The organism is Biostraticola tofi (assembly GCF_004343195.1).
GTDB classification, from domain to species: Bacteria; Pseudomonadota; Gammaproteobacteria; order Enterobacterales; family Enterobacteriaceae; genus Biostraticola; species Biostraticola tofi.
In genome coordinates this window covers 427,901-443,479 of record NZ_SMCR01000002.1, presented here as the reverse complement: position 1 = coordinate 443,479, position 15,579 = coordinate 427,901, and the positions used below count along the sequence as shown (strand labels likewise).

The following is a 15,579-nucleotide window of genomic DNA, read 5'->3' as shown; positions in this document are numbered from 1 at the left end:
TGCGTCAACAAAAAAAACGCATCGTGCACCACATGTTTCCAGAGGAAGATCTATGGATCAAGCCGCTATTATTCGCGACCTGTTGAGTTGGCTGGAAAGACATCTTGACCAACCGCTCTCGCTGGACAATGTTGCCGCCAAAGCCGGATATTCCAAATGGCACCTGCAACGTATGTTCAAAGAAGTGACCGGCCAGGCGATCGGCGCGTATATCCGCGCGCGACGTCTCTCCAAAGCAGCGGTCGCGCTGCGCCTTACCAGCCGACCGATTCTCGATATCGCCCTGCAGTATCGTTTTGACTCGCAGCAGACGTTTACCCGGGCGTTTAAAAAACAGTTTGCCCAGACCCCGGCGCTGTACCGCCGTTCACTGGAATGGGATGCCAACGGAATCCGCCCGCCGATTTCGCTGGAGCAACATGCATTGCCGCAGCCGATTTTAATCACGCTCCCGGCCCGGCGATTGATAGGCATTACCCAGAGCTACTCCTGCACCCTGGAAGAGATCGGCAATTTTCGCATGGAAATGCGCGTCCATTTCTGGCGCCAGTATCTGGGCGAAGCGGATACCATACCGCCTCTGCTGTTTGGCCTCAACGACTCCCGGCCAAGCCAGGAGAAGGACGATGAACAGGAGATGTTTTACACCACCGCCCTAGACCCGCAGCACGCGCCGAATAATATTCAGACCAGCCAGTCCATTGAGCTAGAAGGTGGCGATTATGCCCAGTTTATTTATGAGGGGCCGCCTGATGGTCTGCAAAGCTTTATCATGACCCTGTACGGTACCTGCCTACCGTCAATGAAGATGATAAGACGCAGCGGCCCGGACATTGAGCAGTTCGCTCCGCCGGCCGATGCCGAGCGCGATGGCCCCTTACCTGAAAAGATCCGCTGCGAATATCTGATTCCGGTACGTCGTTAGCGCTGGAGTTCGTCCAGAGCGGGCATATCCAGGTGTGAGGTATCGCCTGCGGTTTCCACCACCCAGCCTGACGCCAGCCAAGGACTTTCCTGATAATCCATGCGCGACAGTGAACAGTTGCGCAAGCGCAGACGACGTTCCGCATAGGCAGGCAATCCCAGCACGGTGCTGATAAGGCAGCCCAGCGCCATACCGTGGCTGACCAGCAGCGGCCGGCTGCCATCAGGGAGGTTGCGGCAGTCATCCAGTGCCGCCTGCATCCGTGCGGCAAGCTCGGTCATCGACTCGCCTTCAGGGATGCGCCCTTCCGGCGTGCCGTCCACCAGCTGCTTGCGCCACTGTTCTTCCTGGCGGGTCAGGGTCGCAATGTCGCGCATTTCCAGCACGCCCATGCTCAGCTCACGCAATCGGGGGTCGAGCGTTAGCTCGCAGCCGCAGGCATCAGCGATAAATCCGGCGGTCTGTCGTGTACGGCCGAGGTCGCTGCTGATAACATGGGTAATACCTATGGATTTAACACGATCCGCGACCTGTTGCGCCTGACGTTCACCTTTAGCGGTCAATGCACTGTCGGTTTGCCCCTGAATGCGACGAAGTGCATTCCACTCTGTCTCGCCATGGCGAACAAGATAGACCTGTAACATGTTGGTTTTCCGTTATACTGCGTGAAAATGACTGGAGTAATGAATACGTTATGTATCATGTAATAGCTGCAACTACCAATCCGGCAAAGATAGACGCCATCAGGCAAGCCTTTAACGATACTTTCGGCCCGGACAGCTGTCGGCTTGAAGGCATCGACGTCGATAGCGGCGTTCCGTCCCAGCCGCTGGGCGACCACCAGACGCGCAGCGGTGCCCGCAACCGGGTCATGGCGGCCCGGCAGGTATGCCCCGAAGCTGATTTCTGGGTCGGCGTGGAGGCCGGTGTCGAAGGCAACATGACCTTTGCCTGGATGGTTGTCGAGAATACCCATTTACGGGGAGAATCGCGCTCTGCCAGTTTGATGTTACCAGACAGTATATTACAAGGTATCGCCCAGGGCCGCGAATTAGGTCATGAAATGGCAAGATTAACCGGGATTGACAACATTAAGCACCAAGGCGGCGCCATTGGGGTATTCACTGCCGGCATACTGACCCGCACCAGCGTCTACCACCAGGCGCTTTGTCTGGCACTGGTCCCCTTTTGCAACGCCATTTACCAGACTCCGAGGCGCAACGGCGCCTGAAAGCAAGGCCGGAAAAGCCTAGGGTGCCAGGCCGCTGTTTTTTGCTGAATCAAGCAGTTGCTGTTCAAGCCATTGCCGCAACTGAGGAGAGGCGGTTTTCAGGCTGTTCGAGCCTCGGGTGATTGTCGCAATCCCGGTCCCCAGCGCGTTTTTTAATTCCCGCTGGCTCATTTCACCTTTCAGTAAAGCCTGAATAATGTGGATGCGAGTGCCTAGCGCCTCTCGCTCATCGGCGGTAAGCATCAATTCGAGCAGTGGGCCGTGCTGCCGGTCTGTATAGGCTTGGCCGAGCAGCGCGACAAACTGATCCCAGGCCAGATCGCTCTCGGCGCGGTCGCTGGGATTTACATCGGACGGTGAGAGTGAATTGGTCATTGATAAACTGCCATACCATCAAACTAGTACGGCAGTTTAACACATTTTCCGCGGCTCAGTAACGCCGTTGCCATTCAGCATCGGTCAGCACCTTGGCCGGCTGGCGCAGGAAATAGCGATAGAACACATCATAGGCCAGCACATTTTTAACGTAGCCCCGGGTCTCTGAGAACGGGATGCTTTCGATAAACGCGACTGCGTCAATGCGTCCGGCACTGTTGCCAAGCCAGGTATTCACCCGGCCAGGGCCGGCGTTATAGGCAACGCTTGACAGGATGCGGTTACGGCCGAACATCTGATACACATATTCCAGGTAAGCGGTCCCGAGAGTAATGTTGGTCTGCGGATCCAGCAACTGGCTGGAATTGCTGTAGTTACTCACGCCGAACATTTGCGCCGTTTGCTGGGCAGTCGCCGGCATCAGCTGCATCAGGCCGGCGGCGCCTACCGGGGACCGTACCTTGGGATTCCAGGCGCTTTCCTGGCGGGCTATCGCCATGGCGTAGCTTTGGGAAATGCCTTTCTCGTCGGTTGCCTGGCGGAATTCACGATGCCAGGCCAAAGGGAAGCGTTCTTCCAAATGGTCCCACAGCTTACCGCTGATGGTTGCCTGCACGCTCAGGTCCGGCCACTTCTGCTCAAAAGCATAACGGGCCAACGCTTCCTGCTCAGGCTTGCTGCGGCTCAGAATCAGTCCGCTCCATTCACTGCGCGCCAGGTTATCCATATTCCAGTACATCAATTCCCGGACTCGGGCTATCTCGGGACTTTTGCCCAGGCTGGGGCTGGGTTTCACCGCCTGGGCCACATTGATCGGATAACTGACGCCCAGCTTTTGCGCCGCCACCATCGGATAGAAACCACGCTCTTTCATCAACTCACGTAATATCGGTTCACCCTGCGATTTGCGGCCATTGTCGATCATCAGCGCAGCGCGCCAATAGCGCCATTCATCTTTCTGACGCGCATCGTCAGGCAGGCGATCAAGCCAGGCCTGAACAGCGCCCATATCGCCCTGCCCCAGCGAAGAGCGTATCCGCCGCTCCAGCAGCGCCGTTGAATGTCCGCGTAAAATAACAGCATCACGCCACCTGATCTGTTCAGCAGTCGCGTCGGGCCCCATCAATTGCCAGGCAACGCTTTCGTCCATGGCCAGGCGCTGGTCCGGGCTCATTTTCTGCAGTCTGGCCAGAGTGGGAATCATGTCGCGGGCATTTTCGACGTTCTGCCGCGCCAGCCTTGCCAGCGCCATGCCGGTGGCGTCACGCGTCAGATCTGTCGGCCCGACGCTTCTGGCGAAGCCTTCCACCATCGCCGGGTTATCCTGCAGTGCCGCCAGCGCATTACCCATGGTCTGGTACTCATTGGGTAACTGCTTGGACAAATAGTTTACCAGGCTGGTATTGCCCTCTTTCATTGCCAGACGAATGCGCTCAAGGGTCGCCAGCGGACTACGTTCGCCGGCCTGATCCCAGACACCAAACAGTTTATTGCAGCTTTCAGGCAATGAGTGACCATTGAGCCACAGGTTCCTGGCCCCTTCCCAGGCGACCTGTTGATTGCCGGTTGCCCATTGAGCGTAATAATAGTTACAGCGAGCGGCCATCGGTTTGGGCGGTTCCGGGCTGAAGACCAGCAAACTTTGCCAGTCTTGACGCCTGGCCAGCTCGTTGATAAACCTTGCCGGCAGCGAACGTGCCGGCGGCAGCGTGGGATGAGCGGCGGTAAACGCCTTGATCTGTCCTATATCGGCCTGACCGAGATCTGCGGACAAAGCCCGGTATTCAAGATAGGGATAGAGCGGGTAGTCGCCCAGAGAGGGCATCAATTGATTGACCACCTCCATCTGGTTATTGTCCCAGGCCTGTTTTACCTGGAGATAGCGCTGACGCTGTGCCTCTATCGAGTCTGCCTTCGCAGATCCAGCCATCACTATCAGGCAGGCCGTTGCCGCCAGAAATCGCCGTTTGTCCACCTTGACTATCATCAAAACCAATCCTCAGCGTATGTCTTTCTTATCGGTGCGATATTTACAGGCACTGACCGGTATGCCCCTGCCATTGGGTTCAGGTTTACTCTGACCATGCTAGCCGTGGGGCCTGATGTATGCCATCGATTGTATTAACTATTACCTATATTTTCATTTTTAATGATAATTAATGTGTAAACAGCTTATTAGTGCCGCACCGGCTGCGGGTAATGCCGCAGATTTATCTGCCGACATCGCCGGCTGGATGCTCAGGCTGTGATAACGCGACGAAAACCGCTAAACTGCATATCAATAAACCGGACAGAACCCGAGGTGCCAGCGAGAGCATGTCTTGGCTTACCCCGGCGCACCCTTTGCATGCCCCGTTTCGGGCGGGGCATACCTAAAACAGAAATAAAAAGAGGCTCTTTCCAACGTGGCTCAATACGTCTATACCATGCATCGCGTCGGCAAAATCGTTCCGCCGAAACGCCATATTCTGAAAGATATCTCCCTGAGTTTTTTCCCGGGAGCCAAAATCGGCGTTCTGGGCCTGAATGGTTCCGGTAAATCTACGCTGCTGCGCATCATGGCCGGCATTGACACCGACATTGAAGGTGAAGCCCGTCCGCAGGCCGGCCTCAAAATCGGTTATCTGCCGCAGGAACCGCAGCTGAATCTTGAACAAACGGTGCGTGAGTCAATCGAAGAGGCCGTGTCCGAGGTCAAACAGGCGTTGACCCGCCTGGATGAAGTGTATGCCGCCTATGCCGAAGCTGACGCCGATTTTGACAAGCTGGCGAAAGAACAGGGCGAGCTTGAAGCCGTTATCCAGGCCCAGGACGGACATAATCTGGATAACCAGCTTGAGCGGGCTGCCGATGCCCTGCGCCTGCCGCCTTGGGATGCCAAAATCGCCACGTTGTCCGGTGGTGAACGCCGGCGGGTGGCGATTTGCCGCCTGCTGCTTGAAAAACCCGATATGCTGCTGCTTGATGAACCGACCAACCACCTTGACGCCGAATCCGTCGCCTGGCTGGAGCGCTTCCTGCACGACTATGAAGGTACCGTGGTCGCTATTACCCATGACCGCTACTTCCTGGACAACGTTGCCGGCTGGATCCTCGAGCTTGACCGCGGTGAAGGCATTCCCTGGGAAGGCAACTACTCTTCCTGGCTTGAGCAGAAAGACCAGCGTCTTTCCCAGGAAGCCTCCTCTGAAGCGGCGCGTCGCAAATCGATCCAGAAAGAGCTGGAGTGGGTACGCAGCAATGCCAAAGGCCGTCAATCAAAAGGCAAGGCCCGTCTGGCGCGCTTCGAGGAACTCAACAGCGTCGAATATCAGAAACGTAACGAGACCAGTGAGCTGTTTATTCCGCCCGGCGCCCGTCTTGGCGATAAAGTGCTGGAGGTCAACGGCCTGCGTAAGTCATATGGCGATCGCGTGTTGATTGAAGATCTGACTTTCGCGGTGCCGAAAGGCGCCATCGTCGGCATCATCGGTCCCAACGGCGCCGGTAAGTCGACGCTGTTCCGCCTGCTGTCGGATAAGGAGCAGCCCGACAGCGGCAGTATCAGCCTGGGGGATACCGTCCAACTGGCATCGGTCGATCAGTTCCGCGATAACATGGACAACAGCAAAACGGTGTGGGAAGAGATTTCCGGCGGCCAGGACATCATGCGCATTGGCTCATTTGAATTACCGAGCCGCGCTTATGTCGGGCGTTTCAACTTCAAAGGGGTCGATCAAGGCAAGCGTATCGGCGAACTGTCCGGTGGCGAACGAGGTCGTGTCCATCTGGCCAAGCTGCTGCAGGTTGGCGGCAATATGCTGCTGCTCGATGAACCGACCAACGATCTGGACGTGGAAACACTGCGCGCGCTGGAAAACGCCCTGCTGGAGTTCCCGGGCTGCGCCATGGTCATCTCCCATGACCGCTGGTTCCTGGACCGTATCGCTACCCACATTATCGACTATCAGGATGAAGGCAAAATCGAATTCTTTGAAGGCAACTTCACCGAATACGAAGAGTGGAAAAAGAAAACGCTGGGTGCTGAAGCCCTACAGCCTCACCGAATCAAATATAAAAAGATATCGTAACGCCGAGTAACCTGCCGGCCAGGTCTGAGAGCAATCATTTCAGACCCGGCCCACCGGTCGCAGGCGGTTAATTTAGCCGCCGGCAGTGGCTCGTACTAACGCTCACCCAGCAGATCGCGCACCAGCTCGATTGACTGCAGGAAACGCTGGTCGTAGTCCGCCACGTCGATACGCACATACGGAATATCATTTTTGATCAGCAAGGATTCGAGCAGTTGTTGAAAATCATTGCGATCCCCCGGCGCACCCAGGCTGCGCAGGCCATCGGCCACCCAGGGCGTGTTATTCTTGAGCAGGATGACCAGATCAAAGCGGTATTCATCGATCATCGCCTGTACAAAGGCATGTTCCCGCCCATGGTATTTTATGCAAAATGCCTGGCTGGTGACGAAATCAGTGTCGATAAATGCCACTTTATTGGCATATTTTACCGCGAAATCAATATATTGCGCCTGACCCAGGGCGATTTTGTCATAGTCTGAATACTGCAAGGCCATTTCATCGCCGCCCAGATGTGAGAACACATATTCACGGCCGTATTCCCACGCGCTGGTCGTATTGAAGATATTGGCCAGCTTGTTGACCATGGTGGATTTACCGCTGGATTCGCCGCCGATAAGCGCCACGGTACGGACAAAAAACGGTTTCACCTCGGTGGGGATATAGTCCCAGTAGTGGAACGGATTCTGACGGATCTGCTCGCCGCTTATCGCCATGAATGAACGGTCCGGATCCACCAGCAGCGTTTCGATGCCTAGGTGTTCACGGTACAGAGCAACATCCTGGGCCTCGCTTGAGTAGATAAGGTCAGGCTCGATGCCCTTTTCTGCCATGAATGACTTTACCCCCTGGCTCCAGACGTCCCAACCATGGGGATAGGGCTCCATGCCTTGCTCGTTAAAGGCGTGAATGCGGATATTCTTCTGGTATTTGAAGGTCTGCAGCAGCCAGCGCAGGCGATCGCTCACCGTTGGCTGCCCAGACATGGCGCTGTCTTCAAACAGTTTCCTGTCACGCAGCTCATCGTAGTTGAGCACGACATGCAGCTCATCCACCTGGCTGCAGGCACGCTGGATAAGATAAATATGCCCGGTGTGCAGCGGATAGAATTTACCGAATACCACCCCGGTTTTCTTCGGCCGGCGCGGGAAATCCAGGTTCAGAAAACGATGAATCGCCTCAAGCTTCTGGGCGCTGGGGCTTTTTATCTTGGCATTGAGCAACTGACTCAGGTAGCCCTTGGTCATGCCGCAGGCCTGAGCGACCTGTTGCAGCGTACATCCCTGTTGTTTTATCGCACTCTTGAGATAATCGAATGACGACATACCCCTCCCGCAGGTTTAAAGCTTAATAAGGGTTAATCCGTGGCCGCCGGGCCAGCCAGGCAATGCCGCGCTTAATCCAGTTCTTCCAGGATAGACAGCGCATCGGACAGCTTTTTCACTCCGAAGATTTGCATATTCTCCTGAGGTTTTTTCGGCACATTGGCCTGAGGTACGATGGCGCGGCGAAAACCGTGTTTTGCCGCTTCGGTAATACGTTCCTGCCCACTGGGCACCGGGCGTATTTCGCCGGCCAGCCCCACCTCGCCAAACACCACCAGATCGCGCGGCAACGGCCGATCGCGCAGGCTCGACACCATTGCCAGCATCAACGCCAGATCGGCGCTGGTTTCACTGACCTTAACACCGCCAACAACATTGACAAACACGTCCTGATCGGCCATCTGAAGGCCGCCGTGGCGGTGCAGCACCGCCAGCAGGATCGCTAGCCGATTCTGCTCCAGTCCGACCGCCACACGCCGTGGATTGGACATCATCGAGTGATCGACCAACGCCTGAATCTCGACCAGCAGCGGTCGAGTGCCTTCCCAGACCACCATCACGCTGCTGCCGGGGGTCATTTCTTCGCCACGGCTGAGGAAAATGGCCGATGGGTTGCTGACCTCTCGCAAGCCCTGCTCCGTCATGGCGAACACCCCCAGCTCATTGACGGCGCCGAAGCGGTTCTTATGGCTGCGTAAGGTACGAAAACGCGAGTCGCCGTCGCCATCCAGCATGATAGAGCAATCGATGCAGTGCTCCAGCACTTTTGGTCCGGCCAGCGCGCCGTCTTTGGTGACGTGGCCGACCATGATGATCGCCACCCCCTGGGTTTTGGCAAAACGGGTCAGCCAGGCGGCAGATTCGCGCACCTGGGCCACACTGCCCGGCGACGACTGGATATCGGACAGGTGCATCACCTGGATGGAATCGATGACCATCAGGCGGGGTTTCTCTTCAGAGGCGATCAGGCAGATTTGCTCAATGCTGGTTTCAGACAGCATATTAAGTCCGCCGGTCGGGAGACCGAGCCGATGCGCACGCATGGCAACCTGCTGCAATGACTCCTCGCCGGTGACATACAGCGTTTTCATCTGCTCAGACAGCTTGCACAGCGTCTGCAGCAGCAGGGTACTTTTACCGGCCCCGGGGCTGCCGCCGATGAGGATAGCACTGCCGGGCACCACCCCGCCGCCCAGCACCCGGTCAAATTCCTTGAAGCCGGTAGTGAAGCGCGGCACTTCCTCCAGACTGATATCAGATAGCCTGCGCACCTTGCTGACGCCGGTTTCCCCGGCATAGCCGCTGAACCGGTCATTGCGCGCCTCGGCCGGGCTTGACGCTAACCGGACCTCCGTAATGGTGTTCCACGCCTGGCAGGCGCTGCACTGCCCTTGCCAGCGCGGATAATCCGCCCCGCATTCATTACAGACGAAGGCGCGTTTTACCGCTTTTGCCACGAATACCTCTGGAGTTCAGTTAGTTTAGAAAGGCGTCTGCCGCAGCAGTCAGGCGAGCCGCGGCCTATCTCTCTTCGTTTTTAAGATTGCCGGTCAGGATGCACAGCACCCCCATCAGATCGGCATGACGGATAGTCACCTTGCTCAGATCATTCACCTTCGGTTTGGCATGATAGGCGATGCCCAGCCCGGCCGATTGTATCATCAACAGATCATTGGCACCGTCGCCAATCGCAACCGTCTGGGTAAGTGGTATGCCAAGCTTATTGGTCAGGACCTTGAGCTGATTGGCTTTAAAAGCGGCATCGACGATAGGGCCGACCACCTCCCCGGTCAGCCGGCCGTCACGGATCTCCAGCTCATTAGCCACCACGGAGGCCAGCCGCAGTCTGTCGCGCAGATATTCAGCATAGTAAGTAAAGCCGCCGGAAGCGATAGCCACCTGCCAGCCCATGCTTTGCAGTTTTCGCACCAGCTCGGTCAAGCCTGGCATCAGCGGCAGCTGGTCGCGCACCTGTCGCAGAATTTGCGCATCCGCTCCTTTGAGGGTCGCCACGCGAAAACGCAGGCTTTGGGCGAAATCGAGCTCCCCGCGCATCGCCCGTTCAGTCACGGCGGCCACCTGTTCGCCGACGCCCGCCAGTTTGGCGATTTCATCAATGCACTCTATCTGGATGGCGGTAGAGTCCATATCCATGATAAGCAGGCCCGGTGCGCGTAAATGCGGCGTTTTATCAAACGGCGCCACATCAAGGCACAGCTCATGGGCCAGTTTGGTGGCGCGTGGCGTCAGGGAGCCGGCCAGGCGGATCACCTGATACTCGCCGACATGCCAGGCGAAAACAATCACCATCGCCGCGCCCAGCTTCTGCTGGAAGCGAGCGAGCATCAACTTATCGAGCGTTTTGCCGTATAATAACCAACCGGTATGGCCGGCCCGGTAATCAAGGGGCATGACTTCATCACCGCTTAACGATAGCGGCAGTCCCGGCCATAGCGAAATCTCGCTGGGGAGATCACAGTAGGTCAGACTAATAGGCATCAATTACTCCTGTAGCATTAATGGTTCTATACGGTAAAACGACGCGCATCAAGCTATCCTATCGCTGGCGCTTCTGGCAACATAAAGCGATAAATTAGAGAAGGTACTCCATGGCCCGCGCTAAACTTACGTTTCGGTTACACCGGACCGCCATTGTCCTTATCTGCGTCACGCTGCTGGTCGCCCTGATGCAGGGGGCAAGTTATTTCAGCCTCAGTCACCAGGTGGCGCGTTCGGCGCAGGTTGATGAACTGGCCAGCACGCTGGTACGTCAGTTGGCCGGACAGCTGTCGCCGCTGATGGGCCTTGGCGACACCAGCAGCGCGCCGGTGCAGGCGATACTTGACCAGTTAACACACCAGAGCCGCATTCTGGATGCCAGCGTTTACGGCATTGACGGCGCACTGATTGCCAGGGCCGGGGAAAATGTCAGCGTGCGCGACCGGCTGGCGATTGATAAGCCCCGCGCCGGCAGCTATTTCAATCATCAACTGGTCCATGCCATTATCTCGAAAGAGGGAGCGCCCAGCGGATTCGTACGCCTGACGCTTGATACCCATGTGCTGGAAACCGATGCCAAGCAGGTCGATAACACCACTAACCTGCTGCGCCTGATGATCCTGCTGGCATTGGCCATCGGTATCATCCTGGCGCGCACCCTGCTGCAGAATCGCCGTAGTCGATGGCAGCAGTCTCCGTATCTGCTGACGGCAGGCAGGCCGCTGGCGGAGCGGCGCAACGAGCAGCAGGATAACCCTTCCTCCCCGAATGGCCCCTCCTCGCCTGACCGCTAGGCTTTATCGCGCAGTACCGATTCCAGCGCCACTTCAATCATCTCGTTAAAGGTGGTCTGACGATCGGCGGCGCTTAAGGCAGCGCCGGTGCGAATGTGATCCGATACGGTGCAAATGGCCATGGCCCGGGCGCCGAATTCAGCTGCAACGCCGTAGATGCCCGCCGCCTCCATCTCCACGCCGAGAATGCCGTATTTTTCCATGACGTCAAACATCTGCGGATCAGGGGTATAGAACAGATCAGCGGAAAAAAGGTTGCCGACTCGCACCTTCACACCCAGCGTGTTGGCCGCCTCTACCGCATTATGTACCATGTGGTAATCGGCAATAGCGGCGAAGTCATGGTCTTTGAAGCGCATGCGGTTCACCTTGGAATCAGTGCAGGCTCCCAGGCCAATCACCACATCGCGCAAGTCGACATCACTGCGTACCGCCCCGCATGAGCCGACGCGAATAATCTGCTTTACATCAAATTCGGTAATCAGCTCTTTGGTATAGATCGAGCAGGAAGGGATACCCATGCCGTGCCCCATCACCGAAACACGGCGGCCTTTATAGTCACCGGTATAGCCCAGCATGCCGCGCACGTTGTTCACTTCCCGGGCGCCGGCGAGGAATGTGTCGGCGATGTATTTGGCCCTGAGCGGATCGCCGGGCATCAGTACAACGTCTGCAAAATCACCTTTTTCGGCGTTGATATGTGGCGTGGCCATAATGTAATCGTTCCTTTTCATTGTACATAGTGGGCAGGGACCCCCTGCCCAGGGCGGTCAAAGTATCGCAGTACCATAATCCATCGGACTCAAGCCGAAATAGTGCGCTACCGTCTGGCCGATATCGGCAAACGTTTCCCTATGGCCATAATTGCCGGGCTTGATATTCAGCCCGTAAATCAGTACCGGTACATATTCACGGGTATGGTCAGTTCCCGACCAGGTGGGATCGCAACCGTGGTCTGCGGTCAGGATCAGCATGTCATCCGGCGCCAACAGAGCGATAAGCTCCGGCAGGCGGCGATCAAACAGTTCGAGCGCGGCGGCGTAGCCGGCAACGTCCCGGCGGTGTCCGTAGGCGGAATCGAAGTCAACAAAATTGGTGAACACGATAGTCTGGTCGCGCGCCTGACGCATTTCTGCAATAGTGGCGTCAAACAACGCATCCAGACCGGTCGCTTTTACCTTGCGGGTAATGCCGACCTGGGCATAGATATCGGCAATCTTACCGACGGAAACGACTTGGCCGCCCTTCTCATCCACCAATTTTTTTAACATGGTCGGCGAGGGGGGTTCAACCGCCAGATCGTGACGGTTGCCGGTGCGTTCGAAATGCCCGGCCTGGCTGCCGATAAAGGGCCGGGCAATCACCCGGCCGATGTTATATCCACCGTCGGTCAGGATCTGTCGCGCTGTTTCGCACAGGCTGTACAGCCGATCCAGGCCAAAAGTCTCTTCATGACAGGCAATCTGGAACACCGAGTCCGCCGAAGTATAGAAAATCGGCTTGCCGGTACGCATATGTTCTTCGCCGAGTTTATCGAGAATCACCGTCCCCGAAGAATGACAGTTGCCCAGGTAGCCCGGCAGATTAGCGCTTGCGACTAATTCATCCAGCAGCGCCTGGGGGAAGCTGTTCTCAATATCGGCAAAATAGCCCCAGTCGAACAGCACCGGTACGCCGGCGATTTCCCAATGTCCCGAGGGAGTATCTTTGCCTGACGAAATTTCGCTGGCCCAGGCCCAGGCGCCGGTCACCTCTGCGTTGGCATCCAGCCCGGCCGGAAAACGCCCGGTGGCGCCCTCTGCCGCTTTCCCCAGCCCAAGACGGGTGAGGTTCGGCAGCGTCAATGGGCCGCCGCGTCCCTGGTTCGCTTCTCCCTGCTGGCATTTTTCAGCTATGTGTCCCAGCGTATCGGCGCCGCTGTCGCCGAATTTCTCCGCATCGTGGGCGGAGCCGATGCCGAACGAGTCAAGCATCATGATAAAAGCACGTTTCATTGTATTCTCCTGGCTACTGCCAATAATAACTCTGCCGGCCATGAGTCCCTTTACCGCCGCTGATGTCTGCTTAAAGATCATGCCGAGGGCAAAATGCGTTTGTAGATCACCTCGCCAGGGGCCGCAGGACGGGTCGACAGTCGGACCGAGGCACGGACTCGCTCAGCCGCCTGTTGCCAGCTGTCCTCACTGGCAGCATGGATAACCGCCAGCGGACGCATGCCATCGACCGCTTCGCCCAGCCGCACCATGGAGGTCAGACCGACGCTGTAGTCGATACTGTCGCCGGGACGTCGCCGGCCACCGCCCAAAGACACCACCGCCATGCCCAGCTCGCGGGTATCCATGGCGCTGACGTATCCTTCACCATCAGCAAACACCGGTTTACTGAGTGTGGCTTCCGGCAGATAGCGGTCGTAGCGACTGATAAAATCATTTGGTCCGCCCTGGGCGGCGATCATCCTGCCGAAGCGCTCTGCCGCCTCGCCATTGTCCAGCACCTTTTGCAAAGCTGCCCGCGCCTCGGCATCGCCGGCAGCCAGACCGGATGTCACCAGCATTTCACTGCACAGGGCCAGCGTCACCGACAGCAGACGCGGGTTACGCTCATCACCGGTTAGGAAACGCACCGCTTCGCGTACTTCCAGCGCATTGCCGGCGCTGGAGGCCAGTACCTGATTCATGTCGGTAAGCAGAGCCGTGGTCTTGCATCCGGCGCCATTAGCCACGCTGACGATAGACTGGGCCAGCGCTTCTGATTGCTCCAATGTCGCCATCAGCGCCCCGGACCCGACCTTCACATCCATCACTAACGCATCCAGCCCTTCGGCCAGCTTCTTCGCCAGAATCGATGCGGTAATAAGGGCGATCGAATCGACGGTCGCGGTGGTATCCCTGGTCGCATAGAAACGCTTGTCCGCCGGCGCCAGAGAGTTGGTCTGGCCGATAATCGCCACCCCGACATCCTTGATAATGTCTTTCAGTCGCCGTTCATCAGGGAATATATCCATGCCGGGGATAGACTCGAGCTTGTCCAGCGTTCCCCCGGTATGCCCGAGCCCCCGGCCTGAAATCATCGGCACAAAACCGCCGCAGGCCGCGACCATCGGACCCAGCATCAGCGAGGTGACATCGCCTACCCCGCCAGTGGAATGTTTATCGACCACCGGACCGTTGAGGCCGCAAGTTGCCCATTGCAACTGATGACCGGAGTCGCGCATCGCCAGCGTCAACGCCACTCGCTCGTCAATATTCATATCATGATAAAAAACCGTCATGGCAAATGCGGCGATTTGACCTTCGGAAACGGTATTGTCACGAATTCCGTTTATGAAAAATCGGATTTCCTGTTCGCTCAGTACGCCGCCATCGCGTTTTTTTCGAATTATTTCCTGTGTCAGGAACATGGCATCCTCTACCTGCTGCGTAGTGCGGACTCGGGTCCGCAAGAAAAAAGCCGATTATCCAACCTTGATTACCCGCCGACTTAATAACTGCCGCTACTGCTGCGGGTTTCCTGGCCCAATGCGGTCAGCAGGCTAGCGAGCAAGCTGGAGGCGCCAAAGCGGAAATGGCGGACATCTGCCCACTCCGGACCCAGTATCCGATCCGCCAGCGCCAGGTATTCCGCCGCCTCCTCGGCGGTGCGTACGCCGCCCGCCGCCTTAAAGCCGACGGTATCGCCGACGCCCAGATCGGCAATCACCCCAAGCATTATTTCCGCGCTTTCAAGCGTTGCATTGACCGGCACTTTGCCTGTCGAGGTTTTGATAAAATCGGCGCCGCCGGCAATGGCCAGTTCCGAAGCGCGGCGAATCAGCTCAGGCCGGCGCAGTTCGCCGCTTTCGATAATGACCTTCAGCGTGACGCCGGCTGCTGCGCATAACGCCTTGCATTCCTGCACCAGCGTCAATCCCACCTGTTCGTTACCGGCGATAAGAGCCCGATAGGGAAACACCACATCCACTTCATCGGCACCGTAGGCAATGGCGGCACCGGTCTCGGCTACGGCGATCTCCACATCATCATCGCCATGGGGGAAATTGGTGACGGTAGCAATGAGCACGTCGCTGGCCCCCGCCTGCTGCAGAGCTTTGCGGGCCACCGGAACAAAGCGGGGATAGACGCACACCGCCGCCGTTTTGCCGGCCGGGCTGTTAGCCAGTCGGCAAAGGGCGATGACCTTTTCACGGGTATCGTCATCATTCAGGGTAGTCAGGTCCATCAGGCCCAGGGCGCGTTGCGCTGCAACGGTTATATCATTCATAGTACTCTCCAACTTACGATGACTTCAGCGCGCATTACCTGTAAACCGGGGGATGCCCGGTAAGGCAGCGTCACGCTGACAAGGTTGGCGAGCGGACTTG

The 15,579-nt window shown here is 57.2% G+C and carries 14 protein-coding genes; 4 read left to right on the top strand and 10 right to left on the bottom strand.

The window, feature by feature from the left end; all coding sequences use genetic code 11:
• Positions 1 to 52 precede the first annotated feature (52 nt).
• The gene (gene robA, locus EDC52_RS06255) at positions 53 to 925 is read left to right on the top strand and encodes an MDR efflux pump AcrAB transcriptional activator RobA (protein ID WP_131864460.1); all 873 of its coding nucleotides are present in this window, start codon (positions 53 to 55) and stop codon (positions 923 to 925) included.
• On the opposite strand, the gene gpmB is transcribed toward robA, so the two are convergent.
• On the bottom strand, positions 922 to 1,569 hold the full coding sequence (gene gpmB, locus EDC52_RS06250) for a 2,3-diphosphoglycerate-dependent phosphoglycerate mutase GpmB (protein ID WP_131864459.1): 648 nt from the start codon (positions 1,567 to 1,569) through the stop codon (positions 922 to 924). The genes robA and gpmB overlap by 4 nt on opposite strands.
• A gap of 50 nt (positions 1,570 to 1,619) precedes the next feature.
• On the opposite strand from gpmB, the gene yjjX reads away from it, so the two are divergent.
• The gene (gene yjjX / locus EDC52_RS06245; RefSeq protein ID WP_131864458.1) at positions 1,620 to 2,156 is read left to right on the top strand and encodes an inosine/xanthosine triphosphatase; all 537 of its coding nucleotides are present in this window, start codon (positions 1,620 to 1,622) and stop codon (positions 2,154 to 2,156) included.
• 18 nt (positions 2,157 to 2,174) lie between these two features.
• Here the strand turns inward: yjjX and trpR are convergent, their stop codons facing one another.
• Together trpR and sltY are read right to left on the bottom strand one after the other, a co-directional pair.
• Positions 2,175 to 2,531 (bottom strand): trp operon repressor, encoded by a 357-nt coding sequence (gene trpR / locus EDC52_RS06240; RefSeq protein WP_131864457.1) that lies wholly within the window; start codon positions 2,529 to 2,531, stop codon positions 2,175 to 2,177.
• Between the two features lie 55 nt (positions 2,532 to 2,586).
• Positions 2,587 to 4,506, bottom strand: a complete 1,920-nt coding sequence (gene sltY / locus EDC52_RS06235) for a murein transglycosylase (RefSeq protein WP_131864686.1) — start codon at positions 4,504 to 4,506, stop codon at positions 2,587 to 2,589.
• A gap of 430 nt (positions 4,507 to 4,936) precedes the next feature.
• Here sltY and ettA point away from each other — a divergent pair, with 430 nt between their 5' ends.
• Positions 4,937 to 6,601, top strand: coding sequence for an energy-dependent translational throttle protein EttA (ettA, locus tag EDC52_RS06230; RefSeq protein ID WP_131864456.1), 1,665 nt, complete (start codon positions 4,937 to 4,939; stop codon positions 6,599 to 6,601).
• Positions 6,602 to 6,696: 95 nt separating this feature from the next.
• Here ettA and nadR read toward each other — a convergent pair whose 3' ends face one another.
• The 3 genes from nadR to serB all read right to left on the bottom strand — a co-directional run bounded on the left by nadR (position 6,697) and on the right by serB (position 10,425).
• Positions 6,697 to 7,926, bottom strand: a complete 1,230-nt coding sequence (gene nadR, locus EDC52_RS06225; RefSeq protein ID WP_131864455.1) for a multifunctional transcriptional regulator/nicotinamide-nucleotide adenylyltransferase/ribosylnicotinamide kinase NadR — start codon at positions 7,924 to 7,926, stop codon at positions 6,697 to 6,699.
• Between the two features lie 71 nt (positions 7,927 to 7,997).
• Positions 7,998 to 9,383: a DNA repair protein RadA gene (gene radA / locus EDC52_RS06220; RefSeq protein ID WP_131864454.1), complete on the bottom strand. Its 1,386-nt coding sequence runs from the start codon at positions 9,381 to 9,383 to the stop codon at positions 7,998 to 8,000.
• 64 nt (positions 9,384 to 9,447) lie between these two features.
• On the bottom strand, positions 9,448 to 10,425 hold the full coding sequence (gene serB / locus EDC52_RS06215; RefSeq protein ID WP_131864453.1) for a phosphoserine phosphatase: 978 nt from the start codon (positions 10,423 to 10,425) through the stop codon (positions 9,448 to 9,450).
• A gap of 110 nt (positions 10,426 to 10,535) precedes the next feature.
• Between serB and EDC52_RS06210 the strand changes: the two genes are divergently transcribed.
• Positions 10,536 to 11,219, top strand: coding sequence for a YtjB family periplasmic protein (locus EDC52_RS06210; protein ID WP_131864452.1), 684 nt, complete (start codon positions 10,536 to 10,538; stop codon positions 11,217 to 11,219).
• On the opposite strand, the gene deoD is transcribed toward EDC52_RS06210, so the two are convergent.
• The 4 genes from deoD to deoC all read right to left on the bottom strand — a co-directional run bounded on the left by deoD (position 11,216) and on the right by deoC (position 15,479).
• The gene (gene deoD, locus EDC52_RS06205; RefSeq protein ID WP_131864451.1) at positions 11,216 to 11,932 is read right to left on the bottom strand and encodes a purine-nucleoside phosphorylase; all 717 of its coding nucleotides are present in this window, start codon (positions 11,930 to 11,932) and stop codon (positions 11,216 to 11,218) included. The two genes, EDC52_RS06210 and deoD, sit on opposite strands and share 4 nt — an antisense overlap.
• A gap of 57 nt (positions 11,933 to 11,989) precedes the next feature.
• Positions 11,990 to 13,213 carry a phosphopentomutase gene (gene deoB / locus EDC52_RS06200; RefSeq protein WP_131864450.1) on the bottom strand — a complete coding sequence of 408 codons (1,224 nt, stop codon included), beginning with the start codon at positions 13,211 to 13,213 and terminating at the stop codon, positions 11,990 to 11,992.
• A 77-nt stretch (positions 13,214 to 13,290) separates the two neighbouring features.
• Entirely contained in the window at positions 13,291 to 14,619 is a 1,329-nt protein-coding gene (gene deoA / locus EDC52_RS06195) for a thymidine phosphorylase (RefSeq protein ID WP_131864449.1), read from the bottom strand.
• 80 nt (positions 14,620 to 14,699) lie between these two features.
• Positions 14,700 to 15,479, bottom strand: a complete 780-nt coding sequence (gene deoC, locus EDC52_RS06190) for a deoxyribose-phosphate aldolase (protein ID WP_131864448.1) — start codon at positions 15,477 to 15,479, stop codon at positions 14,700 to 14,702.
• Between the last annotated feature and the right edge of the window lie 100 nt (positions 15,480 to 15,579).